This is a genomic window from Chryseobacterium sp. ERMR1:04 (assembly GCF_001297705.1).
GTDB lineage: Bacteria > Bacteroidota > Bacteroidia > Flavobacteriales > Weeksellaceae > Chryseobacterium.
In genome coordinates, this window is sequence record NZ_LIRF01000003.1 from 1,102,966 (window position 1) to 1,127,992 (window position 25,027).

Annotated in this window: 24 protein-coding genes; 11 read left to right on the plus strand and 13 right to left on the minus strand. The window is 34.5% G+C overall.

What is annotated here, in order from left to right; genetic code table 11:
* Window positions 1-404: 404 nt before the first annotated feature.
* The 5 genes from AMQ68_RS05065 (at window position 405) to AMQ68_RS05085 (ending at window position 5,838) form a co-directional block, all read left to right on the plus strand.
* Entirely contained in the window at window positions 405-1,019 is a 615-nt protein-coding gene (locus AMQ68_RS05065; protein ID WP_054509502.1) for a hypothetical protein, read from the plus strand.
* Window positions 953-3,727 (plus strand): hypothetical protein, encoded by a 2,775-nt coding sequence (locus AMQ68_RS05070; RefSeq protein ID WP_054509503.1) that lies wholly within the window; start codon window positions 953-955, stop codon window positions 3,725-3,727. Before AMQ68_RS05065 ends, AMQ68_RS05070 begins: the two co-directional genes overlap by 67 nt.
* Window positions 3,628-4,593, plus strand: coding sequence for a T9SS type B sorting domain-containing protein (locus AMQ68_RS05075; RefSeq protein ID WP_082383982.1), 966 nt, complete (start codon window positions 3,628-3,630; stop codon window positions 4,591-4,593). The genes AMQ68_RS05070 and AMQ68_RS05075 overlap by 100 nt, the downstream gene beginning before the upstream one ends.
* Before the next feature lie 265 nt (window positions 4,594-4,858).
* A complete protein-coding gene (locus tag AMQ68_RS05080) occupies window positions 4,859-5,062 on the plus strand; it encodes a hypothetical protein (protein WP_054509505.1) in 204 nt (67 codons plus the stop codon).
* Between the two features lie 356 nt (window positions 5,063-5,418).
* Window positions 5,419-5,838, plus strand: a complete 420-nt coding sequence (locus AMQ68_RS05085) for a hypothetical protein (protein WP_054509506.1) — start codon at window positions 5,419-5,421, stop codon at window positions 5,836-5,838.
* Window positions 5,839-5,904: 66 nt separating this feature from the next.
* Here AMQ68_RS05085 and AMQ68_RS05090 read toward each other — a convergent pair whose 3' ends face one another.
* Entirely contained in the window at window positions 5,905-6,396 is a 492-nt protein-coding gene (locus AMQ68_RS05090; RefSeq protein WP_198408875.1) for a cupin domain-containing protein, read from the minus strand.
* A 489-nt stretch (window positions 6,397-6,885) separates the two neighbouring features.
* Between AMQ68_RS05090 and AMQ68_RS25875 the strand changes: the two genes are divergently transcribed.
* A complete protein-coding gene (locus AMQ68_RS25875; RefSeq protein ID WP_082383983.1) occupies window positions 6,886-7,080 on the plus strand; it encodes a hypothetical protein in 195 nt (64 codons plus the stop codon).
* A gap of 8 nt (window positions 7,081-7,088) precedes the next feature.
* Window positions 7,089-7,886, plus strand: coding sequence for an SDR family oxidoreductase (locus AMQ68_RS05095; protein ID WP_082383984.1), 798 nt, complete (start codon window positions 7,089-7,091; stop codon window positions 7,884-7,886).
* Between the two features lie 130 nt (window positions 7,887-8,016).
* Here the strand turns inward: AMQ68_RS05095 and AMQ68_RS05100 are convergent, their stop codons facing one another.
* On the minus strand, window positions 8,017-8,427 hold the full coding sequence (locus tag AMQ68_RS05100) for a hypothetical protein (protein WP_054509507.1): 411 nt from the start codon (window positions 8,425-8,427) through the stop codon (window positions 8,017-8,019).
* Between the two features lie 973 nt (window positions 8,428-9,400).
* Here AMQ68_RS05100 and AMQ68_RS05105 point away from each other — a divergent pair.
* Window positions 9,401-9,658, plus strand: a complete 258-nt coding sequence (locus tag AMQ68_RS05105) for a GlsB/YeaQ/YmgE family stress response membrane protein (RefSeq protein WP_054509508.1) — start codon at window positions 9,401-9,403, stop codon at window positions 9,656-9,658.
* A gap of 627 nt (window positions 9,659-10,285) precedes the next feature.
* The gene (gene ccoG, locus AMQ68_RS05110) at window positions 10,286-11,740 is read left to right on the plus strand and encodes a cytochrome c oxidase accessory protein CcoG (protein ID WP_054509509.1); all 1,455 of its coding nucleotides are present in this window, start codon (window positions 10,286-10,288) and stop codon (window positions 11,738-11,740) included.
* Between the two features lie 175 nt (window positions 11,741-11,915).
* Here the strand turns inward: ccoG and AMQ68_RS05115 are convergent, their stop codons facing one another.
* The 11 genes from AMQ68_RS05115 to AMQ68_RS05165 all read right to left on the minus strand — a co-directional run bounded on the left by AMQ68_RS05115 (window position 11,916) and on the right by AMQ68_RS05165 (window position 23,104).
* Window positions 11,916-12,431, minus strand: a complete 516-nt coding sequence (locus tag AMQ68_RS05115) for a CinA family protein (RefSeq protein ID WP_054509510.1) — start codon at window positions 12,429-12,431, stop codon at window positions 11,916-11,918.
* A gap of 84 nt (window positions 12,432-12,515) precedes the next feature.
* Window positions 12,516-13,130 (minus strand): hypothetical protein, encoded by a 615-nt coding sequence (locus AMQ68_RS05120; protein WP_054509511.1) that lies wholly within the window; start codon window positions 13,128-13,130, stop codon window positions 12,516-12,518.
* Between the two features lie 246 nt (window positions 13,131-13,376).
* Window positions 13,377-13,877, minus strand: a complete 501-nt coding sequence (locus AMQ68_RS05125; RefSeq protein WP_054509512.1) for a CinA family protein — start codon at window positions 13,875-13,877, stop codon at window positions 13,377-13,379.
* 54 nt (window positions 13,878-13,931) lie between these two features.
* Window positions 13,932-15,098, minus strand: a complete 1,167-nt coding sequence (locus AMQ68_RS05130; RefSeq protein WP_054509513.1) for a zinc-dependent alcohol dehydrogenase — start codon at window positions 15,096-15,098, stop codon at window positions 13,932-13,934.
* A gap of 82 nt (window positions 15,099-15,180) precedes the next feature.
* The gene (locus AMQ68_RS05135; protein WP_054509514.1) at window positions 15,181-15,513 is read right to left on the minus strand and encodes a CCC motif membrane protein; all 333 of its coding nucleotides are present in this window, start codon (window positions 15,511-15,513) and stop codon (window positions 15,181-15,183) included.
* 282 nt (window positions 15,514-15,795) lie between these two features.
* Complete coding sequence (locus AMQ68_RS05140) at window positions 15,796-16,401, minus strand: DUF4142 domain-containing protein (RefSeq protein ID WP_054509515.1); 606 nt, start codon at window positions 16,399-16,401, stop codon at window positions 15,796-15,798.
* 211 nt (window positions 16,402-16,612) lie between these two features.
* Window positions 16,613-17,170: a ferritin-like domain-containing protein gene (locus AMQ68_RS05145; protein ID WP_054509516.1), complete on the minus strand. Its 558-nt coding sequence runs from the start codon at window positions 17,168-17,170 to the stop codon at window positions 16,613-16,615.
* 32 nt (window positions 17,171-17,202) lie between these two features.
* Window positions 17,203-19,347, minus strand: coding sequence for a catalase (locus AMQ68_RS05150; RefSeq protein WP_054509517.1), 2,145 nt, complete (start codon window positions 19,345-19,347; stop codon window positions 17,203-17,205).
* 380 nt (window positions 19,348-19,727) lie between these two features.
* A complete protein-coding gene (locus tag AMQ68_RS05155; protein ID WP_054509518.1) occupies window positions 19,728-20,906 on the minus strand; it encodes a hypothetical protein in 1,179 nt (392 codons plus the stop codon).
* On the minus strand, window positions 20,896-21,999 hold the full coding sequence (gene glf, locus AMQ68_RS05160) for a UDP-galactopyranose mutase (RefSeq protein WP_054509519.1): 1,104 nt from the start codon (window positions 21,997-21,999) through the stop codon (window positions 20,896-20,898). The genes AMQ68_RS05155 and glf overlap by 11 nt, the downstream gene beginning before the upstream one ends.
* Window positions 21,992-23,104 (minus strand): glycosyltransferase, encoded by a 1,113-nt coding sequence (locus AMQ68_RS05165; protein ID WP_054509520.1) that lies wholly within the window; start codon window positions 23,102-23,104, stop codon window positions 21,992-21,994. The genes glf and AMQ68_RS05165 overlap by 8 nt, the downstream gene beginning before the upstream one ends.
* A 562-nt stretch (window positions 23,105-23,666) precedes the next feature.
* Between AMQ68_RS05165 and AMQ68_RS05170 the strand changes: the two genes are divergently transcribed.
* Window positions 23,667-24,263 carry a Crp/Fnr family transcriptional regulator gene (locus tag AMQ68_RS05170; protein ID WP_054509521.1) on the plus strand — a complete coding sequence of 199 codons (597 nt, stop codon included), beginning with the start codon at window positions 23,667-23,669 and terminating at the stop codon, window positions 24,261-24,263.
* A gap of 278 nt (window positions 24,264-24,541) precedes the next feature.
* Window positions 24,542-24,673: a hypothetical protein gene (locus AMQ68_RS25795; RefSeq protein ID WP_262483892.1), complete on the plus strand. Its 132-nt coding sequence runs from the start codon at window positions 24,542-24,544 to the stop codon at window positions 24,671-24,673.
* The last annotated feature ends 354 nt before the right edge of the window (window positions 24,674-25,027 follow it).

Consider the following 25,027-nt stretch of genomic DNA (forward strand, 5'->3'; position numbering starts at 1 on the left):
AATAAATATTATCTATTCACTGAAGTAATTATAGAAATACTGAATTACACATAAAAAGAACATAACAATCAAATGTATCTAAATATTATGTTTTTAGGCACTGAAAACGTGATTGAATTATCTGCAATAAAATATTATTGAACAGAATTTAAACAGGCTCTTAAAGAAAATAACCAGTTCTATTTCATCATATTTTACTACACAATTATATTTATTTTTACTTAAAAACAATCAAACCACCGTTTTAGTAAAGATACATCTTTTTAATTATCAAATAGTTACACAAGCAGACAGTTCATATGTATTATATATCACAGATTTATTTTTTACAAAAATTTTACTTTTGTGTTTTTTAATATTACTCATTCTAATAGAGGGTATTATATAAAATTACACTATAAGCGATGATAAAATTTATACTTAATAGAAAAGAAGCAAAAAGTTCTTATTCTATAAAATACAACTTTCAAACTATTGCCTATCTTTGGTTCCTTCTACTAATTTTCTCTCAAGGATATAGAGCCCAAACAAATACCCGTTATAACCAAACCATACAAGGGGGAGTTTCTCTCATTGGTAATTCATGGTATTACAGTGTAGCATCAAGTCCAACCGTAAGATTGATACCGGATATCGATGGCGATGCTTCCACGACTTGGTCTACTTCAGGAGATTTGATTCTGCCAGCAGGTTCAACTATAGTGAAAGCTATTTTATCAATAGAAAAAAATTCGCCTGCCAATTTTACTTCAGTAAGGCTAAAAGTTCCTGGAGCCGCATCATACACTACTTTAACACCAGGAACAAGTATTGCGAATAGAAGTGTATCTAATTATACTCAAATGATATGGGATATCACTTCAATGATACCATCTAACGGTTATATTAGTACACCGGGGGAGGTCCGGCAGGAAGATATTTTCTTGCTAACCCAACTCCAGTTCCTTCATCAATGGGAGGATGGTCCATTATTGTTGTTTATAAAAATGCTAATTCTAAATTTAGGCAAATTGCTATAGCTGATGACTGGAAAGCTTTTCCTCCCGCAGTTGTAAATACCCAAATTTCAGGATTAAAGATTCCCGCTTCAGGTAGTGTAAAAGCGGTTGTAGGAATTACGGGGACCTATGGTGACAGAGGATATTCAGACTTATTAAAGTTTGGAAAAGTTGGAACGACTTTAACAAACCTTAAAGATCCCATGACGGGATCTACAACTGATGCATTAAACAGTTCTATTGCCTGGACTGCCAACAATAATATCTCTTCGGATGGAGGGCCTGCGATATCGGGGAATTATATCGCGCGTAATCCTATCAGTGCCGGGCATTTGTATGGTGTGGCAGAAGCGTATGATTTTGATGCAGATATCTTTGATGCAACAGGAATATTATCTCCTTCTGCAACACCGGTTGATATTGTTTTTCAACAATTAAGTACGGGTGGAGATGCGTTAGTTAGTGGATCTTACTTTATTTCGGTAGATTTGGCTACAGCACCTAAACTCACAAAAATACTATCACCCTACATCATTAATGATGGTGGGACAGCAACCTATACATGGACTATAACCAATACTGAAGCTGATGCCATTGTTCAGTCCATTACTTTTACAGATAACCTGCCAAGTAGTATAAGAGTTGGAGCAATACCGAATTCCTCTATTACAGGTGGAACAGGAGGCACTATTACTGCTGTTGCAGGTTCAGGAGCAGTAACCGTCTCAGGGCTTCAGCTTAACCCTGGACAAAGTGCTACAATATCAGTAGATGTCACCAATGTTTTAGGACATATTAACGCTTCTTGTACAGGTAATCCATCTCCATTTACCAACAGTTCTTCCAATATTACGATTCCTTCAGGAGTAAGCTTAGATGCTTCAGGTATTGTTTCTCAATGCTTAATTGTAACGGGGTGCCCCGAAGTTCAAAATACAAGTTTAAGCTTATGTTCGGATTTTACATCAGCTACTTTTGATTTTACTTCAGCCCAAGCGGATATATCAACAACGCCGGGAGTAACCTTTACCTATTATATCAATCAGGCCGATGCTATCGCAGGGAATACTAATACCATTGTAAGTACTACAGCTTATACTTCTGGAAATACTACAATATATGCAAGGGTAGCATCCGCACAAGGATGCTTTAGTATTGCTGAACTACAATTAAAAGTAAATACTAATCCTCTCGTACACAATGCAAGCTTAACCTTGTGTTCAGATTCAACAACGGCAATTTTTGATCTTACTTCGGCACAAAACAATATATCTACAACACCCGGAGTAACTTTTAAATATTATCTAACTCAAGCTGATGCCATCGCTGGAAATACAAATACTATTGCAAGTCCTGCCGCATACGATTCAGCAAGTACAACCATTTATGTAAGAGTACAATCTCAACAAGCATGTTTTAAAATTGCAGAGCTACAGCTGACTGTTAATCCTAACCCTACCGTACAAAATGCAAGCTTAAGCCTATGTTCGGATTCAAATACAGCAACTTTTAACCTGACTACAGCGCAAATTAACATCAGTACAACACCGGGAGTAAGCTTTACTTATTATATCAATCAGGCAGATGCCATCGCAGGAAATACAAATACGATTGCAAATCCTACCACACACAATTCAGCAAGTACAACCATCTATGTAAAAGTACAATCCCAACAAGCATGTTTTAAAATAGCTGAACTGAAATTAACGGTAAACCCTAATCCTGTCATACACAATACAAGCTTAAGCCTATGTTCGGATTCAACAACGGCAACTTTTGACCTGACTACAGCGCAAGTTAACATCAGCACAACATCGGGAATAAGCTTTGACTATTATATCAATCAGACAGATGCCATCGCCGGAAATACAAATACCATTGCAAATCCTGCTGCACACAATTCAGCAAGTACAAGCATCTATGTAAGAGTAGAATCTCAAGAAGGATGTTTTAAAATCGCAGAATTACAATTAACTGTTAATCTAAAACCCGTTCCGGTAATAACCCCATCAGCTACTGTTATTTGTAATAATATCCCTGTAATCTTAACTTCAAATTTTCCCACAGGAAATACGTGGTCGACTGGAGAAACCACTCAAACAATTACCGTTACCAACGGGGGAACCTATACGTTAACATATAATAACGGAATCTGTGTAAGTCAGCCTGTTTCTATTACAATTGCTCAGGATGCAAATCCTAATCTACATATTACAGGAAAATTAATATTCTGTGAAGGAGATTCAACCATCTTAACAGCAAATGCCAACGGAACAGGAAACACCTATAATTGGAATACAGGAAGTACGGCTAAAATAATTACTGTAACAACTCCCGGACTATATACGGTTACCGTAACCACACCATTGGGATGTCAGTATCAAGAATCCGTAACGGTAAATATGGATCCCACTATCATTGTAAAAATAGCTCCTCCATCACAACAAATAACTTGTATTGTACAGCAGATTACATTAGATGCAACAGCTTCTGTTTATCAGACAGGAGCTACATTCTTATGGGTAGCAACTGCGGGTGGAAATATTATTTCCGGAGCCAATACTCTAAATCCGGTCGTTGATGCAGGAGGCGTTTATAACCTAACTATTACCAGCGCCACCCAATCAGGATGTGTAAAACAAAGCTCCATAACGGTAATACAAAATACAACACCACCCCTGTTTTACTTACCACCCCAGCAACCGCAATATGCAAAGGTGAATCCATAACACTAACCGCATCAGGAGCAATAAACTATACATGGAATGGATTACTTGGAAATGGAAATACTCAGACCGTTTCGCCAACATCAACGACAACCTATACCGTGACAGGAGTAGGTGCAAATGGTTGTATTACAGAAAAATCAATTACAATTACTGTTGTTCCGGCCATTGTCTCTTCATTATCAGACATCCTAATATGTAAAGGAAACAAAGGGCTATTAGATGCAGGTGCAGGACCAAACTATACCTATAGCTGGAATACAGGAGAGACATCACAAACAATAAAACCTACACTGGAAGGGACCTATAGTGTAACAATTAGCAACGGAGTATGCTCAAAAGTATTCTCTGCAACCGTTGAATACACACAAGTACCGGATATTATCGATATTATTTATCAAAATGAGACTTTAACAATTATAGTAAAAAATAATGAGAATATTCCCATGGAGTATTCTATAGACGATGGAATAACATGGCAAGACTCAAACATATTCAACAATATTCACAGAAATACAGAATATGCAATCAGAGTAAGGAATATAAGAACATTATGTGATTTGGTCATACTCTATTATACCTTCTTTCTACCAAATGTAATAACTCCCAACGGTGACGGACATAATGACGTAATCAGCTTTGAAGGAATTACAAAATTCAAAAATTTTTCCGCAACAATATTCGACCGATACGGACAACAAATATTCAAGGCCACAAAAGAAAAACCGGTATGGGACGGAACATATTTAGCAAGAGTAATACCCACAGCAACATACTGGTATATTGCTTCATGGGAAGACAGAATAAGTGGTAAACCTATCAAAATTTCAGGTTGGATCCTCCTGAAAAACAGAAGAAATCATGAATAACAATATAGGCTACCCATTTCGGGCAGCCTATATTGTTATTCATTAAAGCATCTACATCAACTGCCGAAAAATTTTAGTTTTCTGAACTATTTTTCATTGCTGATTATACAACACTATTCCACTAAGTACGTAATTTAAAAAGTTATGGCTTGGATTAATAATCTGAGCCCTTTTTCAAAAATAAGCATAGATTGGTTAAGAAAAATATGCCGACTATTTAAGCAACGGCGAATATTTATATTGTGAAAAAAATATAGAATTAGCAATGCAGCTATATGAAAAGGCGATGAATGAAGGATCAACAACTGCAACTCATAGTCTAGGAATTGAATATCGAAATAAACAAAATTTTAAAAAAGCATTTGAACTTTATAAAAAAGCAAATCCTTCAAGTGAATTTTTCCAAGAGCTTTCAATCGGTTTGTCACTAGAGCACGCCTGGATTATTTCTATCAAACATCTGTACTAGGTTTAATTTTAGAAATTATATTGAACTTTTTAGCTAAAATTTCTTCATATCACCAAGTCGATTCTTATTGATAAGAGATATGAATAAATCTCAAAAACGATTTTACGTAAGAGCATCATTCACAGACATAAATAAGGAGAATATGAAAGTTTAATAATGAGACACTGCAAATTCAGGAGCCAAAACGCATTCAGGGCTATGTGATGGCCCAGCAAAGATTGTCTCTGAATCATGTTTCTTACAAAAAAAATTATGATTATTTTGTAGTCACGCATTCCCCATTGACTAACGATTCGAATATTTTTAGGGCACATGGATTTTGTATATCTTAATAAAAAATTAGATAACCGAAAAAAATGAATAAAAATGTAACGTTATTTATCGTTTGTGTGATGTTCAATCTGATCATAGGAAATTTGGTCTTATTAGCATTTCTAGCAGATACCTCCATCATTTACCGTTTTCTAATTTCACTCGGTACTACTGCGATTTATGCATTTGCTTTTCTTACAACAAACAAGCAAAAATACAAACCAACCAAAAGCAAAATAGTTTTTACAGCCGTAGTTACTGGTTTCGCCTCTATGCTAGTAGCCTGTATTTTTACTTCGATCGCAATCAGGCTACCCTCTGATAACATGATAACAGCAGGGTTAAAAGGAATAATACCCACTTTTATTTTTTCACTTATTTTCGCTTCCCCTGTCTGGATACTGATTGTAGTAGGTAATTTTCTATGTTTTAATAATATGAAATATACATCAGATAAAGAATGACAAGAACAACAATAGAACCTGTATTATCGATTATAGCAACCCCCTACTCTAACCAATTGTATACAACTATTTTGTTTTTTCACCGCTGGGATCGTCTGAAGGATTTATATAGCTAATACCTAATGGACCATACGCACTCACCTGTGTTTCATAGCCTCCTGATTTAGCCCAATGAAAATGAGGTGTATTAGCAGGAAGTACAAACACGCTTCCCGGCGGATAAGCCTTTAATTTTGTCGGATCATACTTTTCTCCAATACCAATATAAAATACGCCGCTAATAACCGTATACACTCTCGCTTCAGGATGTTTATGAGGCATTAATACGACATTGGAAGGAAGTCTCACCCTTACCACATAAGGACCTTCATTCTTTGGATCCCCAATCAAAACAGCAAGTCGGGCTTCTGGAGGAAAAGATGGAAACGCCGACCATTTGATATCTTCTGCATAGATATCACCCACCTTGTCATTTTGTAAACTTTGTGCCTTGGTATACTGAACTCCTAGCCATACCATACTGCAAAATAGAAATTTGAAAGAATTTATCTTTTTCATAATCATTTAACTATTAATTTTCTTATATATAACACTTTATTATTCGAAGAGTTATTATACTTGGTTCCCTACCATATAATGATGAACTCATCTTTTTCAGACTTATCATATTTCATTTTAAGTTCGAGTATACTCGTAGATATGTAAAATAAAGTCTCTATTCATCAGTTCGCCAAAGGTATACTTGCCATTCCTCGTTACTTTTTCTGTAAATAGTACCACAAAGTACGGCCGTATTTAACAATCTATTATGTGACCTACATCACATTTACATTGGGCTTCGATATATATGATTAACGACACCTGGATTTAGCAATATTTACTGAGAGGGTTAAGTGGATTGTCTAGGGCAATTTTTATAAAAAAATTTTTAATGCATCAAAACAAAAATATTTGCACTATTTTATATGTATTACTCTCAATTACTGGAATAGGTATTGCTTATATTATGAATCAATAATATCTTATAACATCAAATCACAATCACATATGGACGAACAAATTACAAGAAGAGAAGCAATTGACAAATTAGCAACTCTTATCAACCCCGCTACCTTATCAGATGATCAGGAAAAGGAACATAAAGAAACTTTAAAAAACGAAGGACAAACCCATTTGGAAGATCCCACAACTAAACATCCACAACCACCATTAACAAACAGCTCCAGCCGTTTCCCGGATTAGCCGGTAAAATGGATCCTGTTCCCGATCACGGAGAGGAAAGTTATATAGGTTCCGGGAGATTGAATGGTAGAAAAGCCCTTGTAACGGGGGGAGATTCTGGTATTGGTCGTGCTGCCGCTATTGCATTCGCCAGAGAAGGTGCAGACGTTGCTATCAATTACCTGCCAGATGAGGAATCTGACGCTATTGAAGTGATCGAATTAATAAAAAAAGAAGGCCGAAACGCCATAGCCATACCGGGAGATATAAGGGATGAAGCATTTTGTCAGAAATTAGTTTCTGAAGCGGTCAACCAGTTAGGAGGTTTGGATATATTGGTAAATAATGCAGGTCATCAAAAAACAAATGAATCCATTCTGGATATCACTACAGAGGATTTTGATAGAACAATGAAAACCAACATCTATGCGCCCTTCTGGATCACAAAAGCTGCATTGCCACATTTGAAACCAGGTTCCAGTATTATTGGACTATCTTCCGTCCAAGCTTATGATCCTTCAGCTGACTTATATGATTATGCACAGACAAAAGCAGCAACTACCAGTTACGTAAAATCTCTAGCGAAACAATTAGGACCAAAAGGCATCAGAGTAAATGGTGTAGCGCCGGGACCTGTATGGACCGCTTTAGAAGTAAGTGGTGGTCAGACTCAAGAAAACTTAGTGAAATTTGGTGAGGATACCCCCTTAGGAAGACCAGGACAACCTGCAGAATTAGCTTCTATATTTGTACAGTTTGCAGATAATGATGGAAGTTTTGCAACAGGACAGATCTATGGTTCAGCCGGTGGAAGCGGTCAACCATAATTTGATACAAAAACTTTCATTAAATAATTAACTCCAAAGTACTATTACTTTGGAGTTAATTATTTATATTTTTTATAATTTATCAAACGCTGATCGCTTTAAAAGATATAAAATAATACGAGACTAACTATTATTTTATCTTATCATAGATTAATTTTGTTACTACTGCCCCAAAAAGATAATAAACAACCGTCATGACTTTCTTTTGATTGGTTTCTGCAACTGGAGAATCATCGAGTCCCATTTTCTTAGGCAACAGGACTGCTCCTAATCCTGCCGTGACCCCCGAAGCGATACTAAATCCTGTGGTAGCAGTGGTAGCATAATATAAGCCATTCCCTATAACATCCCCTGCTAAGGTAGCAGCATACAGTTGATCATGATCTGTTATTTTCATCTCTACTTTGTTCAACGCTTTATTTAAGGCCTCTTGTCCCACTTTATGTACTTGGGGAACATTGTCAAAGTTTTTCCTAATAATTTCGTGTAATAGGTTTAGGGCAATAGCGCCTCCTAAGCCAGCAATCATTTTCTTATACATATTATCTAAATTTGGTGTTATTGATACACTACATAAATTGAGCCATTATAAAAAGCTAGGTCAATCCTTCTATTATATAAATAGTAGTACTTAGAAAATCAGGTTTCCGCAATTTACTTTATCTTTCATTCATGCTTTTTTACTTATTAAAGTTATACCCATGAAGTACAGTCATCCCCTATTGATATGCTGCTTGAGTCTTTTATTCCTACCTATTGTCTGCTTAGCGCAACAAGAGTCATTCAAAAACTATTCACTTTTCAACCCTGTTCCAACAGCTCAGATGAGAAAAATGGAGACTGGATCGTCCTGATACTACTGAATCTTCTTATCGGTAGATGTAGGACATTTTCAGTACGAAACTGACATGGTTAGGTTGATAAGAGAAACTGCAGAATTACAAAAAAACCATACTTTATTGATCATCAGGCCAACTTAAAGATAGGTCTTACAAGAGAACTACCGCTATACAGATTGGTTTCCAGACCTATGGTAGACAAAAGGAAAAAGATCAGGCTTCAGGTAACACCCTAATTAAGACTCGTTTCGGTGATGTAAATCTTAGAATTAAGCATAACATCCTAGGGAATGACAACAGTGATTTTGCAATTGCAATATTACCTTAAGTTGCCAACGTCGCATCACGATGATGAAAATCTTATGGAGGGCGGTATTACTGTACCTATGCTGTATAAACTGCCTAATGAATAGAAACTAGGTTTCCAAATAGAAGTTGACAGACTCATACAAAGATCAGCAAACAATGTATACTAAATTTTTGCAAACCGTTACGACTTAATCCACAATCTATTAACAAACTTTCAGGTTTACGAATGATAAAAATCCCCTCTATGACTGTAATCATAGTATTATAATTATTAATTTTCTGTTGATGAAATATGATAAAATTGGTACACATTTGGTTCTTTACTTGGTAGTAAAAAATAAATTATTATCATAAAAAATTAATAGTATGGGAATTTTAGCATGGATCCTTTTTGGATTAATTGTAGGGGCAATCGCCAAGTTTTTAATGCCGGGTAATCAAGGTGGAGGATGGATCATAACAATTCTTCTCGGAATCGTTGGTGCGATGGTTGGAGGTTTTATTGCGGGTGCAATCGGAATTGGAGATGATGGAAATCCCTGGGATTTAGGAACCATAGGAATCTCTGTTGTTGGAGCAATTATTGTTTTGTTCATTTATGGAGCCTTAACGAGAAAAAGATAATTACAATTACTAAAGTGCCGGACTGCTAAAAGTATTCCGGCACTTTTCTTTTATCACCAATCATTAAAATGATAGTATGAATTGAGATGGAAACGATAAAGCTTTTAGTAAAGAAAGGTCTACAAGAATGAATTACAAACCTAGATCAAGACTTCTTCAGACCCCATTACTGTAGATATCTGAATAACAGGAGCAACTTTAATAAAGAAACTATAGAATCGGGCTCATAGCTGTCTTCTGATTAAAAAGGAAAATCCCGGATTTGGAACGACAGGTGGAGCAATTGCCGATATCAATAACATTATAATGCATCATACTTTTAGACATAAGGAAGAAGGAAGAATAGTAAAGCATTAGAATATAACTTATGCCACCTACCACCACTAAAAAAATGAATTATATCTCTCGAGTCCCGTATCCCCCACACAGGTTATAATGTTACAGGGAATCGTGCAAAACATTGGTCGGACTGTCCCTGTCATGAATCCCGTTTTGATATTGAAAGTAAATTGCTAGAAGGATCTATTTTGTCATATTAAAGAAAATTTAAAGAGTAAATGATAATTAAGAGAATAATTATAAACATTTAAGTGGTATGCAATTCAGCAGCACTAATATAAAAAACATATGGAAGATAATACTACATCTGAATTCAAAGGGGGCCAAGGTCAGGTATTAGAGCCAGAAACCTATCGGGACTCTATTGGTACCATGGAGCAATCAGGTAAAAGAAAGTGGATATTTCCTAAAAAACCTAGAGGTAGATATACCAATTACCGCAATATTGTAGCCTATTCTTTACTGCTGTTTTACTTTACACTACCCTTTATAATGATAAATGGTAATCCGGCATTACAATTTAATGTTATCAACCGTCAGATTTTTATTGCAGGTCAGCCTTTTTATCCTCAGGATTTTTTCATACTCACATTAGGTGCGATTGTATCTTTGATATGTATTATTATTTTTACGATAGCATTTGGAAGAATATTTTGCGGATGGATTTGCCCACAAACAATTTTTTTGGAAAACGTTTTTAGAAAAATAGAGTATGCTATTGAAGGGGATCGAAACCGACAGATGAAACTAAACAGACAGGAATGGAATACTGAAAAAATATGGAAAAGAGCCCTTAAATGGTCAATTTACATTATACTTTCATTAATCTTTACCCATTTTATGTTTATGTATATCGTTGGATATAAAGAAGTTTTCAGAATTGTACTGGAAGGACCTTTTGAACATCCCACCAATTTTATTGTAATGATACTCTTATCAGCTGCATTTTATTTTGTTTTTGCATGGTTTAGAGAACAGGTTTGTACCTTGGTTTGTCCTTATGGAAGGTTACAAGGCGTTTTGATCGATAAAGAGACCATTAATGTATTTTATGATTTTAAACGTGGTGAAAACAGAGCGAAATGGAGAAAAGGGGAAGATAGAAAAGCAGCAGGAAAAGGAGACTGTATTGATTGTCATCAATGTGTCGTTGTATGTCCTACCGGTATTGATATTAGAGATGGCCAACAGCTTGAATGTGTTAATTGTACGGCTTGTATTGATGCCTGTGATGAAGTAATGGATAAAGTAGGTTTGCCCAAGGGGCTCATTCGATATGCTTCAGAAAAGGAAATAGAAACTGGACAACCAGTAAAATTTAATGCTCGTATGAAAGGTTTTGTTATCCTTTTAATTTCCCTACAATTATCACTTGGATACCTGCTCTATAGTCGTGCTGATATGGAGGCTAAATTTATTAAACCTGCGGGCAGCACCTTTTTTGTTAGGGATGGAAAGATTACCAACACTTATAACTATACTTTTCTGAATAAAACAAATGATAAGAAAGTCGTTACTATTCGAATATTAGAACCTCAAAATGGTGAAATTTCATTTAGTGCTTCTCATAAAATACCAGTTGACCGAGACAAAATTGTTAAAGGAACTATTAATATAAGTTTTCCTGAAAAACAGATGAAACTATCTAAACAAAACTTAAAGATTGGTGTATACGATCAGGAAGGAAATCTTGTTGATACATATAAAACCTATTTTGAGGGGCCATTTAAAATTCAGTTTTAAAATACATGCTGGCGATTAATATTTATTAATTACAACATTTTTTTAGATTTAATTAACTTACACTTAGCATCTGGCACTAAAAAAACAGTCAGATGCTGTTTTGATTTAAACAAATTGTAGTACTCATAATATATTCCACTTTACAAGATTTAAATTATTTTGATCAGTCAGAAATTTATTTGCTATTTGCAATTTGCTTAAGCTGTATCTGCTCAAGAAGTTTTTGTAAAATCTGTTCGGTATAATATAACTTGACATCAAGAGAATCCAGCTTATTATCATTATAACAAAGTTCAAGTTTATCTGAAAAAACAACCATTCCTTTGTATAAAATCGAATAATAAGTATAAATCTCAAAAACGGAATGCCTTTGCGGGATGCAGTATCTTGATGTAGCAATACACCAGTCACTTTCAAACATTTTAAATGCATAAAGTCCCATTTTATCCGAGATAAAACAAGAGACACAGTTAGAGTTCTTGATCTCAGAAATATCTAATTTCAACAGTTTCACTATTTTATCAGGAGTATGTAATGTGATACCACCTTTATAAAATAGCTTTGAATTGGTCATTTCCGAAAATGCTAACTGAATGGCACCCGAAGTAACACTTTCTGCAATGGAAATCGTCTGATCACAACTCATGAAATGTTTATTTATTTCTTCTAAAAGAACTTTATTTAATTCCATAGTATTTTTTTGTATTACTTATATCTCTCTAAAAGACTACTATTTATATATCTTATTTTCAAATCAATACAAGAATTTGTAATATTAAAATTCAACTAATGCATCGACTAAAATTTTCCACTGAATTTTTGAGATCCCCACCATACCTCCCAATGCAATTGTCAAATTTCTTGCTTTGTCTGCGATCTGAGCATCCATATTGGGTGTTTCGTTGCGGCCGTAAATACCTATTTTTATAAAATCCTTCCCTCGGGAGATGATGAATGTGGAAGTCGCATCTGAAGTATAGAAATGTGCGATGTGTGCATTTATTTTACCCGGTAGTGCTGAAGGCCTACACTCCAATAGTAGCTGTTCCAAAATCTCATCATTTTCAAATTCCTTTTCATACATATCTGTAATCTGAACCCAATCAAATCCTCTCGCTTCAAAATTTCCAGGTCCCGGAATATCAATTCTAATAAAATCTCCAATTTCAGGTAATCCTTTTTTTAAATTTCCTTCTTTATCATGTAGCTTAAAGTCTGCACCAACTCCATCTGTAAAATAATTCCAATAATTCACAGACAATAAACGATTTTTCAGGCTTTTGTACTGATTAACCGTCTCTTGATATTCTTTAGACAGTCGGTAACTTTCAGTATCGTGGAAGCTTCCTTTTTCATGGGTGGGAACACCTGTAATTAATTTAGGTTTCATATTTTATTTTTTATAAAATTTTTATCTTAGTTTTCACCATAAGAAATCTCTAATTGTTTAGATACCGAGATCCTTTTTTTCTTAACCCAATTGAAGGATAATCAGTGATAAAATTGCTGAAAACTAACTGCGCCGATTCTAAAATGATTAACCAAAATGAGAATCATATAACTTCAGTTAAACGGCGTATCATTTGTAAAAATTCACTTTTATAATTTTCAAACACTGCCTGCATACAATGAAGACTTATTTTAATATAATCATTTGATTGAGTTGACATTTAAAACAACCAAGAATAAATTCTGCGTAATAAAGCTGAGCTGTTGAAGCCTCTGTTTTATAATGCAGTTCCAATTTTTTAGATAGAACAATTTCATTTTTATAGGCAAATGAAAAATGCGCAAAAATTTTCTCATCAGACTCTTTTACAGGAGTTGCATATCCTGTTATGGATATCCTCCAGTCTGCATTGAATAATTTAGCAACATTAAGTGACATTGCCTCCGCCATTTCTTTCGAAACACAATTACACTTTCTCGCTTTCTCTTCATCTATATTAAGAAGTTTAAGTTTTTCTTCAAGAGTGTAGGCAGTAATTCCGCCTTTAAAAAATTCAGATGCTTCTTTCATCTGCGAAAATGAAAACTGGAGGCAACCTGAAGTAACACTTTCCGCTACAGATACTGATTCATCAGCATCTCTCAGTGCCTCACCGATGTAATCCAACAACGACTGCATAAATTCCATTAGAATAATTTTTAATTGTCAAAAAATATAGCTTTTGTAATAAGTTATATCACCTCATCTCCAAGGGTCCAAAACAACTTTTACACATCCATCCTGCTTCTTATCAAATATCTCATACCCTTTTGCAACATCATTAAGTGAGAGTCGGTGTGTTATTATATCATCTAGCTTTACCTGCCCGGTTTCCACATACTTCATTAATTTATCAATAATTGTATGAACTGGAGACTGCCCTGCCTTTAGTGTAATACCCTTATCAAAAAGTTGACCTACCCTGAAATTATCGTAATTCATGGGATAAACCCCTAATATTGAAACAAACCCACCACGTCGTACTCCACTCATACATGCGTCCAGTACTTTGATAGATCCTTTTTCAAAATTAACTAAAGCTTTAGCTTTATCTGTCAAATTTCTGTCAGGTTCAAAACCTACGGCATCAATACACAGATCAGCACCCCTACCGTTTGTCATGCTTCTGATTTCTTCAACAGTCTGCTTGGCATCTTTCCATAAAATTGTTTCACAGCCCGTAATGTTTTTGATCTGATCTAAGCGATATTGTAATGTATCTATAACAATAACTTTCTTTGCGTTATGAAGAATTGCACTTTTTACAGCCATTGATCCTACGGGACCTGCACCAAAAACAGCAACCGTTTCACCTCCTTGAAGATCTGCCCACATAACACCTGTATAGCCTGTAGGAAAAATATCGGTGAGAAATAAAACCTGCTCGTCCGACAATGAATCTGCAACCTTCGTAGGACCGAAATTAGCATAGGGAACCCTCACATATTGAGCCTGTCCACCATTATATCCGCCATATAAGTCAGTATATCCAAACATTCCTCCACCCTTTTCGGTAGTAAGACCTCCTTCCGGACCATAATTCTCTATATTTGAATTTTCACATGCTGATGGCAAGTCATGTTGACAAAAATAACATCCTCCACATGCAATAGGAAATGGTACCACCACCCTATCACCTGCCTGCAAATGATGAATATTTTTACCTACTTCTTCAACAATTCCCATAAACTCATGTCCCATTATCATAGGGCGGGGCTGTGGAATTCCTCCGGAATACATATGAAGATCGCTGCCACAAATCGCGGTTGAGGTCACTCGGAGAATAATATCATTTTGATCTTCTATTTTCGGATCTTCTACGGTATCGCAGGTAATATTACCTGGCGAATGAAAAACTGCTGCTTTCATATTCCTGTATTTTTGATTTGATGTATAGTATACTTACTTAAAAAACAATTTTAAGTCATATTAAAAATTTAATTTGATTGAATTATTTGCTGTATATATCCACTATCTCTTTAATAAGAAGTGTGGGATTGGAAAGTCCTGACTTACCAACTAGTAGTACAGTTAAAAATAAGTAAAGAACATACAAGGAACTCATACTAATCCCTATAATACTAAGTGTTCTTCCTGTTTTTAAATTGTCAAAATTGTTATATTTACTCTTGTCTTTTTCATAAATAAATTTATCTTTCTTATAAAGAAAAAGAGCAACAATTCCAGTAAGAATACCGGGAATCCCATAACAGCAACACAATGCTATTGAAGAAATACCCAGTACAAGAACTGCAGTAGTATATGGTAATTTGGATTTTTTCATACTTTAAATTGCAAATATTAATATAAAACAAATTCGCACAAAACACTATGATCCATGGTCTTATATTTTATTCAACACTTATACGATAGTACATTTATATTTTAGATTTGAATAAGCACCTAACCTAGTTTAATTATTAAAATAAACATTCTGCCATTACTTGGTTTTATTCTTCAGTTCAAAAATGATAATTTCCAAAAGAAAGTTTGAAAAAATAATGGTTAAGATGCAATAAGAAAAGATAATCCCACCCAACATGGGATTATCAAATATTTATATTATTTATTTAACAGCGTCCTTAGCTTTTTCAGATATCATTAAATGATGTTCTAAAGATGGCAGCGTCTTTTTAGCAAAAGCTCTTAAAGAAGTTTCAGACCCTTCAGCTATTTCTTTTTTAAAATCAGCTATAGTCTTTTGATGATCACTCATCATTAGGCTTGTGTAATTACGATCGAATTCGGCACCTTTCTTTGTTTTTAACTCATCATACGTTTTCTGTTGTGTGGCATCTAAGCTTTCAGGTAAGGTATAAGCATTAGTTGATGCCCATTGTTTCAATTCACCGTTCGCTTTGCCATGATCTGTTACCATCATTTCACCCAATGCCTTTACTGAGGGGTTTGCTCCATTTTTAGCTGCAAGTTCTCCTGTCATGACTTCCATCATTCCTCCTTTTGCTGCTGCATCAGCGAATTTTTTGTCTTGATCATTTAAAGTTGAAGTAACCTTCTGAGAAGTTGAAGCAGAATCATTTTTTACAAGTCCTGAATCTGTTGGAGAAGCCATTTCAGTAGAGTCTCCCGAGTAATTAGCCTTAGTTGTTTCTTTTTTGTTACATCCTACTACTGCAGTAGTCGCTAAAAGCATTACAATTAATTTTTTCATAATAAAAATTTATAGGTTTGATATTTTATAAGTTATTGGATTATTTGAAGTAGCAGATTTATCTTATCAGTCATACTAATCTTTTATATTGGATTTCATACATTTTCAAAGAATCATTTTTATTGCTTACAATCTGAATATTTTGTCTTTTTACTCCATATTTTATTTAAAAAATCCACAAACTACAGTTTGCAGTTTATGGACTAATTAATTATTTATCATTTTCTGCCGCTTCAAAATTGATAGCATTATAAGCAGAATCTGTCAACAATGCGTCTGCTTCTTTTTCTTCTGCAAGGGTAGCTTCGAGCAATGATGCAACTTCATCTTCACCGAGAGTTCTTGCAAAAGCAGCTAATGTTCCATAAGAGGCAATTTCATAATGTTCGATCTTCTGAGAAGCGGAAATAATTCCAGCATCACGAACGGGTCCTGCCTCAGTTTCCTCCAAAATGCTTTCACCTTCCTTGATTAAACCTTCCATTGCATCACATTTTTTACCACGGTTCGATTCACCGAGTATCTCAAAAATATCATCTAGTCTCTTTACCTGTCCTTCAGTAACTTTTACATGATCTTCGATCGCAGAAATGAGTTTGGGTTCACTTGCATTTTTAGCCATTTTAGGAAGCGCTTTTAAGAGTGCTCTTTCGGCATAGATAATATCTTTAAGCTCATCTATAAACAGTTCTCTAAGCCCAGCAGCGGCAGAAGATTTTGCAGCGACTTTTTTTCCAGATTTTGCATCGTTATTGTCTGTATTTTTCATAATAATATTTTTAAGTGAAGTAATTTAAATTTTCATACTAATCCATTTCTTTCTTTTTCAAACTCCCAAGCCCGGTGGTTGGCAATTGCTGCTATAAACCGTTGATGAGTATCTGAATCTTTATAGGTAATAATAGCTGGATCTGTATGTTTTTTTTTGGCTATATCTGATAAAGAAATAATCGGTTCACTCCCATCTCCAAAATAAATGGCTTTACAATGTCTGTACGTTTCGTTGATAAAATCTACAGTCATATTTAGATTACCCGATTTGATTAATCCATTGACTGACTCATCTCCAGGGCATACATACAATGCATCAAAGCAAACACTAGAAGTAGTAGAAAGTGAATGATCAGGAATAAATTGCTGCCCGTCTGAAGCAATAACAGGTGATGTATTTTCTGATATTATTTGTACTACTGCTCCCTTATTTTCCAATTCCTTTTTCAGTTCATCAGTAGCAGAAGCATTGACACCACCAGTCATCATAAAACCGATAACACGGCTTTCAATAGTATCTTTTACTGTATTTTTCATGCTTAAAGCTTCAGAGGAAGTTATTTTACCTTCACTTTCTTCACTTTGTAGAGCTGAAGAATCTGTATCAGCAGGAATACTTTGGTTAGGTTGCAATAATGTCTTTACTTCAACACCAATTTTATCGGCCACTGATTGAGCTAGATTTTTATCCACAAATGCTAGCTGACCTACCATTCGTTCTCTTATCTCCGGAATGGTGACTTTAGAGAGTTCAAAAATCAATGCATTTTGCAAATGAGTTTTTTCAGGCTCCGATTGGCTGTTATAGAAAAGTTTTGCCTGTGAATAATGTTCAACAAAACTCTCACTTCTAGCTCTTATTTTATGACCTGATATTCCCTCCTCTTGAGATGCAAAACCGCCTTCTTTCATCATTGCCTGATAAGGACATCCACCCCCAATCGAATTAGGTTCATAATTCACTTTTCCTTTGGTAATCTGTTGTCTCATATGGCCATCGCGCTGGTTATTATGAACCGTAGTGATAGATCTGTTAATAGGAATTTCATGAAAATTCGGTGATCCTAATCTTGAAAGTTGTGTATCAGTATAAGAAAACAACCTTCCCTGCAGCAAAGGATCATTACTAAAATCGATTCCCGGAACAAGATGTCCCGGATGAAAAGCGATTTGTTCCGTTTCAGCAAAAAAATTATCCGGATTTTTATTTAATGTTAATGTTCCGATGATTTCAACAGGAACAAGTTCCTCAGGAATAAGTTTCGTTGGATCAAGAAGATCAAAGTCAAAATCATGTTCATTTTCTTCAGGAATAATCTGTACTCCAAAATCCCATTCAGGAAATGCACCATTGTCAATAGCTTCCCAAAGATCTCTTCTGTGGAAATCTGGATCATTACCTGAAATTTTTTGTGCTTCTGGCCATGCAACAGAGTGAACCCCTAATTTTGGCTTAAAATGAAACTTCACAAAATGGACTGCACCATCACTATTGATAAATTTGAAAGAATGTACACCAAACCCTTCCATCATCCTATAACTTCGTGGAATTGCCCGATCACTCATTAGCCACATGATCATATGAGTACTCTCGGGCATTAGCGAAATAAAATCCCAAAAGGTATTGTGGGCAGAAGAAGCTTGTGGTATTTCATGATCGGGTTCAGGTTTCACCGCATGTACCAGATCCGGAAATTTCATAGCATCCTGAATAAAGAAAACCGGTATATTATTGGCCACTAAATCATAATTACCTTCTTCAGTATAAAATTTAATAGCAAAACCTCTAACATCTCTTGCCAGATCTGTACTTCCACGACTGCCTGCAACAGTTGAAAATCTTACAAAAACAGGAGTTTCCTTACCTATATCATTCAGAAACTTTGCTTTGGTATATTTTTCGAAATTTTTAGTGAGTTTAAAAACTCCGTGTGCACCTGATCCACGGGCATGGACAATCCTTTCAGGAATTCGTTCATGATCAAAATGTGTAATTTTTTCTCTCAGGATAAAATCTTCCAGCAAGGTAGGTGCGCGATCCCCAGCCTTAAGAGAGTCTTGATTATTATTAATCTTCAACCCCTGGTTGGTCGTCAGTTTTTCATTACTGTTATCTATAGTATCATTTTGAAGTTGATCAAGCTTCGCATTGGATCCGGGTTTTTCATTTTCCATAATTTCATTGATGTTAATTAGTTATCATACTATATTTACGTTTTGTGGATACATTATCTATTAGAATCTTATAATCTATATAGTTTCCCTCTGCATTTGGAATAACAGAGTCATCTAATATTTTTTGGCAATACATAATTATATGATAATTCAATTTTGGTGTATTTCAAAACTACAAATAGACATAAGCTCACCCTATGACCAAAGTCATAATGCATACTTATTAAATAAATTTAACTGCATAATAAAGAGCAACACTCAACATATAGTCCTAATGATCAAAACTTTTGCATATAATATCTAAAAGTGAAGATTATAAAAGGTTTAGTGCTTATCAATAAAGACCTCTTTACAGCTTCTGGATAGGATTCATACAAAGTTTAAATAAATAAACTAAACATATCTAAACTTTTTTTGAATTGATTGAAAGCTTTTAAACTATCTAAATTTGCTTCTCTAGCTAGAGAAATTGGATTTAAAATATCCCAAAGCCCACTGTGATGCCAGACATTTAAATCATCCCAATCAGGGCGATCAATTATTGGATAATAGCAACACCCTAAAAGCGGTATTCCTGCTCTCAAAACAGAAATACATTCTTGGGTTATAAGACGTATCCACTTTGCACGGTCTTCTCCGGGATGACTAGTTTCTGAAATAATCATCGGTCTCCCATATCTTGTGAAAACGGTTTGAATTAAAGAATACAGAGAGCGAAATAGAGGGTGCGGGGGCTCTTCTGCCCAAGGTAAAAATTCATGGGTTTCATTAATCCACTGGTTATTGTAATAATAATTGACGCCAATAATGTCTAGATATTCGGGCTTACCTCCAAGTTCGGGACACATCTTGCCAGAAAGAATATCATGAACCTGAAATTGTTCAAAATGTTTATTTTCAGCTTCAAGTAATGATTTAACATCACTTACATTGCTGGTTACAATACTAATAAGAGGTTCGGTTACCATTATTCTTATGCACGGATCAACTGCTTTCATTAGTTCGATACTTTCAATATAGGCTTTCATCAAAGCATATTTCACTTCCCACCCCTGCCCTATACAATAGGGTGAAGTTCCTCGTACGTCACCACCCAACCAGGAAATAAAACTGACTTCGTTAATTGGTGTTACAATCAAATATCCATCTGGAACCAAACTTCTATATTTAACAACAAATTCGCGGCATAAATTACTAAACCTTCTGGCAAACATAGGATGTAGTGGCGTGAGATCATCAGGATAACCAAAATGACAAATATCCCAAATCACCTGCATATTTTTCGAGTGAGAAATTTTAATAATACGTTCTACTTCTGTCCAGTCATATTGATAGGGCTTAATTTCCACGGTGCTCCACTGAATCCCTTCCCTTACTGTGTCAATTCCCAAAACTTTCAAGTTATTATAGTCTTCTTCCAAATAGTTGTCATGTCCTGAAGCCTTGTATAAGTTTACTCTGTTTCCGAATGCATTTTGCTGATCTGCACATTCAAAACCACCCATTAGAAAACTTTTGAAAGGATTGAGATTTGATGGCAGAAAATCATTACTGAACATATTCTTTCTGATTTATCAACTTACGGAAAAGTGCAAGTGACTGTGCTACTACCTGATCCATATTATAATATTTGTAGGTTCCTAAGCGACCAGTGAAAAAGATATTGGGATAATCTTCTGCCAGTTTCTTATATTTACTATAAATTTCCTGATTTTGCTTTCTCGGGATTGGATAGTAAGGATCGCCTTCAGCAGCCGGATATTCATAAACTATCGTCGTTTTATCATTTCTTTGTCCTGTTAAGAATTTAAATTCTGTAATTCTTGTATATTGATTGGAGGTCGGATAGTTAATTGTTCCAGTTGCCTGATAATTTTCCTGATTTAGTGTTTCAAACTTAAAATTAATAGAACGGTATGGTAATTTTCCATAGCAATAATCAAAATAAGAATCGATCGGACCTGTATAAATTAATGTTCTAAAGGGAATTACATCAAGAATATCTTTATAATCAGTTTGTAACATGATGCTGATATTTTTATGTGAAAGCATTTTTTTAAACATTTCAGTATATCCATTTTTAGGCATTGCCTGAAAAGTATCGGTAAAATAACGATCATCTTTATTCGTCCTTGTAGGAACTCTTGCCGTCACTGACGCATCAAGTTCTGACGGATCAAGATCCCATTGTTTTTTGGTATATCCTTTAAAAAATTTTTCATAAAGTTCTCTTCCGACAACATTTAATACAACATCTTCAGAAGTTAGTATGGGATTTCTCTTTTCAGCTTTTGTGGCTAAAAAATCTGTTACTTCATCTGAAGATAAGTTTTTACCATATAATTCATTAATCGTAGTAAGATTAATTGGAATAGGTACCAACATTCCGTCTACACTACCTAAAACACGATGTTCATAAGGTCGCCACTCTGTAAATTTTCCTAAATATGTGAAAACATCTTCAGAATTGGTGTGAAAAATGTGAGGTCCGTATTTGTGGGTGAGAATACCTTCTTCATTATAAAAATCATAGGCATTTCCTGCAATATGATTGCGTTTATCAACAATTAAAACTTTCTTTCCTTCCTGAGCTAAGCGCTCAGCTAAAACCGCTCCGGCAAAACCGCAGCCCACTATTAAAAAATCATACATGATTGATTTGTTTTTTTATATTAACAACTTTCACCTCATTAATTAATACATTCATTCTATTAAATGTCTGATCCCAAGATTCATCTTCCAGAAAATGATCTACTGTACGCAACCAATGATCCTTGTCAGGATTTGTAAATATTGCTTCTGCAGCAGTTACGAAAGATTCTGAACCATCAATAATATGAACTAAACCTGCATTTCCATAGGGTTGTACTACGTCTTTAATGGCAGTTGAGATGACAGCTTTTCCTGCCGCTAAATATTCAGGAGTTTTGGTTGGACTAATAAATTCGGTTGATTCATTTAATGCAAATAAAATTAGGGCAATATCCCAATATGCGATGTACATTGGCAATTCAGCATAACTCTTGGGGCCTAAATAATGAATATTTTCTGCCTTTGGTAAATCATCAGGATGTATTTTAACAACAGGACCAATAATGATAAACTGCCATTCCGTACGTTTTGCAGAAACTTCACGAAGGAGTTCAATATCAAACCGTTCGTCTACCACCCCAAAAAATCCTAACCTTGGAAACCCAATGGATTTTTGATCATAAGGTTCCTGCAGAATGGTCCGGGCTTTTCCAAAGTGAGCCTTATCAATGCTGCTGGGTATTGCATGAATATTGTGATGTCTATTTTTTTTTGCCTGATAAAGAGAATGGCCTCCTGTAAATACAATATCAGCCTTTTTAAAAAGCTCATCTTCAAATTGTAAAAGCTGAGGAGGGGCAAAACGGAACGCTGATAACTCATCCATGGAGTCATAAATGATCTTTTTAGGGCTAAGCTTATCCGTAAACTGGAGTGCCATGGGAGTATAATACCAACAGATGTAATCTTCAATATTATATTCTTCCAAAAGTTTGTCGATAAGATTTATGATTCTACCATTGGTAGTTTCATCCTGGGTTGTGACTAACAATTCCACAATACAAATACCATTTTGTATGTTGACCTTATATGTATCAGAATCTCCAATTTTTGGTTCCTCAATATAAAATACCTGATACTCCTTTGAAAACCTTGTTAAAAGGTGTTGAGGTCGTTGATAAACAAAGTTCCACGACAAGTGACTGAAACATAATAAGTATTTCATATTCTCATATAATTTATTATGAACAAATTAATGTGATACAATATGTATGTCCTATGATAATAATCATAGATGAAAAATGGGAGACGAATAGATGACTATATATTATTTATTGCATTATCATTTTTCCAGAAATTATGGTAACTATTACATTTTATTAAAGAAATCCAAACATTCTATACGGTGAACCTTTATCTAATTACATATTTTATAATTGATTCTATTTAACACAAATAAAAATTTAAAAATACCAAAGTATGATTCAAAACATAATAATAAAAAACGATTTGCATTATATTTGCTATATATAATTTGCTGATGAATTATAATATCTCCTAGTCCATTATGGAGCTTCAGCAATTCTTATAGGGAAGTCGTCTCATATATATTTATAAAAGAGATACTACACCATTTCCTCATGAACTTTCCAATACACCTTCACTAGATTGTTGCTTTAAAAAACATTGCAGCATACAGCTAAATTACGATCTCCGTAATACGCTGATGATCCTTTTTGCTGGGAATATAGGTCAATCCTTATCATTAACCACAAAAAATTAAAAGTATGTTTATTAAAGAAGAACTTCTGCACTCTATTGGAGCAGCAGAACAAAATTATAGACCTGGGGATTATATATTTCGCGAAGGCGGAACTCCTCAATTCTATTTTCAGTTAGTTAACGGTGATATTAAACTAAATAATTACAATAGCGCTGGTAAAGAGTTTATTCAAAGTATTTTAACTTATAAAAATGCTATAGGAGAATATATGCTGTATACAGAAAATAAATATCCTATGAATGCTGTAGCTCTTACGAATTGTACAATCATTAAATTATGCGGGAAAAGTTTACTACACTATTTAGATCAAAATCCAAGTCATTATTTAGATCTGTGCAGATCATTATCAAAGCATCTCTACCGCAAATTTGTTCTCACTCAAAAAATATCGTGTCACAGTGCAGTTGAAAGATTAAAAGAAGTGCTGGAGTTTATGAAACAGGAGCAGGAAAACAAAGCTCCATTCACCTATGAAGTTCCTATGACACGACAGCAATTAGCATCATTAACAGGTTTATGTGTTGAAACAACTATTAGGGCTATAAAAAAGATGGAGCGAGAAAATCTACTTCGAATTGCAAATAGAAAAATTCTGTATTAATATTTACGAAAAACTTTTCGATATTTTATTTGATAGTTGAATAAATCATGAAGAGTCCTAGACGTCTATGGTAAAAGTTAGCTAAAGCAGGAACTGCTTTATTTACAATCATCATCATTACCACTCAAGCTGTTTATACAAATAAGATAAATGGCAATTTTATAATAACAAGATAGTTCAGGCAGAGATAATTCAGAAAAAATTGATTATCAAAATAGCGTATATACTTCTCAAGCAGGTAAACTGCAATTATAGATTATAGTATAAAAGCAAGCAAAATGGCAATATTAATTGAAAGCTTACCTCAAAATCAATTGTATTGCCAAAAACTGCCGCTAATTTTTCAAAAGACACCGGTAGAAGAATTAAGACCAAAAAAAATTAAAATTATTGAAATTTCTTTTTTATAAATGCTGTATTCTTAGCATTAAAATATCATCCTTAATGATGAAGTTAAGTTGATGCTCTACTTCAATTCCACTATATACTATTTACGTAGCAATGCGATTTGACGCAAATATTAAGCTGTAGTCGAATCAAGGTAAATCTGAAATATCGAATCACGATATTTTGATGTCTGGGAATTTCGGCGATGATGAGATCTATTTGAAAAACATTTGATATTTAAAGCTTAGTTGACGCAATGATTATTATAGAAATTATTGGTAAATACTTTTAAAATTACTTATTAAATTAAACCTTTACTGCATATTAAATATAGAAGTTAAATCATTAATATTTTATAAAAAGAAACAACAATTAGT

Bases quoted from the DNA above. Each gene is read 5' to 3' on its own strand.
- AMQ68_RS25875 (WP_082383983.1), top strand. From the start codon at position 6,886: ATGGACGAACAAATTACAAGAAGAGAAGCAATTGACAAATTAGCAACT.
- AMQ68_RS05145 (WP_054509516.1), bottom strand. From the start codon at position 17,170: ATGAAAAATACAGACAATAACGATGCAAAATCTGGAAAAAAAGTCGCT.
- AMQ68_RS05140 (WP_054509515.1), bottom strand. From the start codon at position 16,401: ATGAAAAAATTAATTGTAATGCTTTTAGCGACTACTGCAGTAGTAGGA.
- AMQ68_RS05155 (WP_054509518.1), bottom strand. From the start codon at position 20,906: ATGTTCAGTAATGATTTTCTGCCATCAAATCTCAATCCTTTCAAAAGT.
- glf (WP_054509519.1), bottom strand. From the start codon at position 21,999: ATGTATGATTTTTTAATAGTGGGCTGCGGTTTTGCCGGAGCGGTTTTA.
- AMQ68_RS05115 (WP_054509510.1), bottom strand. From the start codon at position 12,431: ATGGAATTAAATAAAGTTCTTTTAGAAGAAATAAATAAACATTTCATG.
- AMQ68_RS05150 (WP_054509517.1), bottom strand. From the start codon at position 19,347: ATGGAAAATGAAAAACCCGGATCCAATGCGAAGCTTGATCAACTTCAA.
- AMQ68_RS05095 (WP_082383984.1), top strand. From the start codon at position 7,089: ATGGATCCTGTTCCCGATCACGGAGAGGAAAGTTATATAGGTTCCGGG.
- ccoG (WP_054509509.1), top strand. From the start codon at position 10,286: ATGGAAGATAATACTACATCTGAATTCAAAGGGGGCCAAGGTCAGGTA.
- AMQ68_RS05085 (WP_054509506.1), top strand. From the start codon at position 5,419: ATGAATAAAAATGTAACGTTATTTATCGTTTGTGTGATGTTCAATCTG.
- AMQ68_RS05170 (WP_054509521.1), top strand. From the start codon at position 23,667: ATGTTTATTAAAGAAGAACTTCTGCACTCTATTGGAGCAGCAGAACAA.
- AMQ68_RS05105 (WP_054509508.1), top strand. From the start codon at position 9,401: ATGGGAATTTTAGCATGGATCCTTTTTGGATTAATTGTAGGGGCAATC.
- AMQ68_RS25795 (WP_262483892.1), top strand. From the start codon at position 24,542: ATGGCAATATTAATTGAAAGCTTACCTCAAAATCAATTGTATTGCCAA.
- AMQ68_RS05075 (WP_082383982.1), top strand. From the start codon at position 3,628: ATGTGTAAAACAAAGCTCCATAACGGTAATACAAAATACAACACCACC.
- AMQ68_RS05135 (WP_054509514.1), bottom strand. From the start codon at position 15,513: ATGAAAAAATCCAAATTACCATATACTACTGCAGTTCTTGTACTGGGT.
- AMQ68_RS05080 (WP_054509505.1), top strand. From the start codon at position 4,859: ATGCAGCTATATGAAAAGGCGATGAATGAAGGATCAACAACTGCAACT.
- AMQ68_RS05070 (WP_054509503.1), top strand. From the start codon at position 953: ATGGGAGGATGGTCCATTATTGTTGTTTATAAAAATGCTAATTCTAAA.
- AMQ68_RS05090 (WP_198408875.1), bottom strand. From the start codon at position 6,396: ATGAAAAAGATAAATTCTTTCAAATTTCTATTTTGCAGTATGGTATGG.
- AMQ68_RS05100 (WP_054509507.1), bottom strand. From the start codon at position 8,427: ATGTATAAGAAAATGATTGCTGGCTTAGGAGGCGCTATTGCCCTAAAC.
- AMQ68_RS05125 (WP_054509512.1), bottom strand. From the start codon at position 13,877: ATGGAATTTATGCAGTCGTTGTTGGATTACATCGGTGAGGCACTGAGA.
- AMQ68_RS05120 (WP_054509511.1), bottom strand. From the start codon at position 13,130: ATGAAACCTAAATTAATTACAGGTGTTCCCACCCATGAAAAAGGAAGC.
- AMQ68_RS05065 (WP_054509502.1), top strand. From the start codon at position 405: ATGATAAAATTTATACTTAATAGAAAAGAAGCAAAAAGTTCTTATTCT.
- AMQ68_RS05130 (WP_054509513.1), bottom strand. From the start codon at position 15,098: ATGAAAGCAGCAGTTTTTCATTCGCCAGGTAATATTACCTGCGATACC.
- AMQ68_RS05165 (WP_054509520.1), bottom strand. From the start codon at position 23,104: ATGAAATACTTATTATGTTTCAGTCACTTGTCGTGGAACTTTGTTTAT.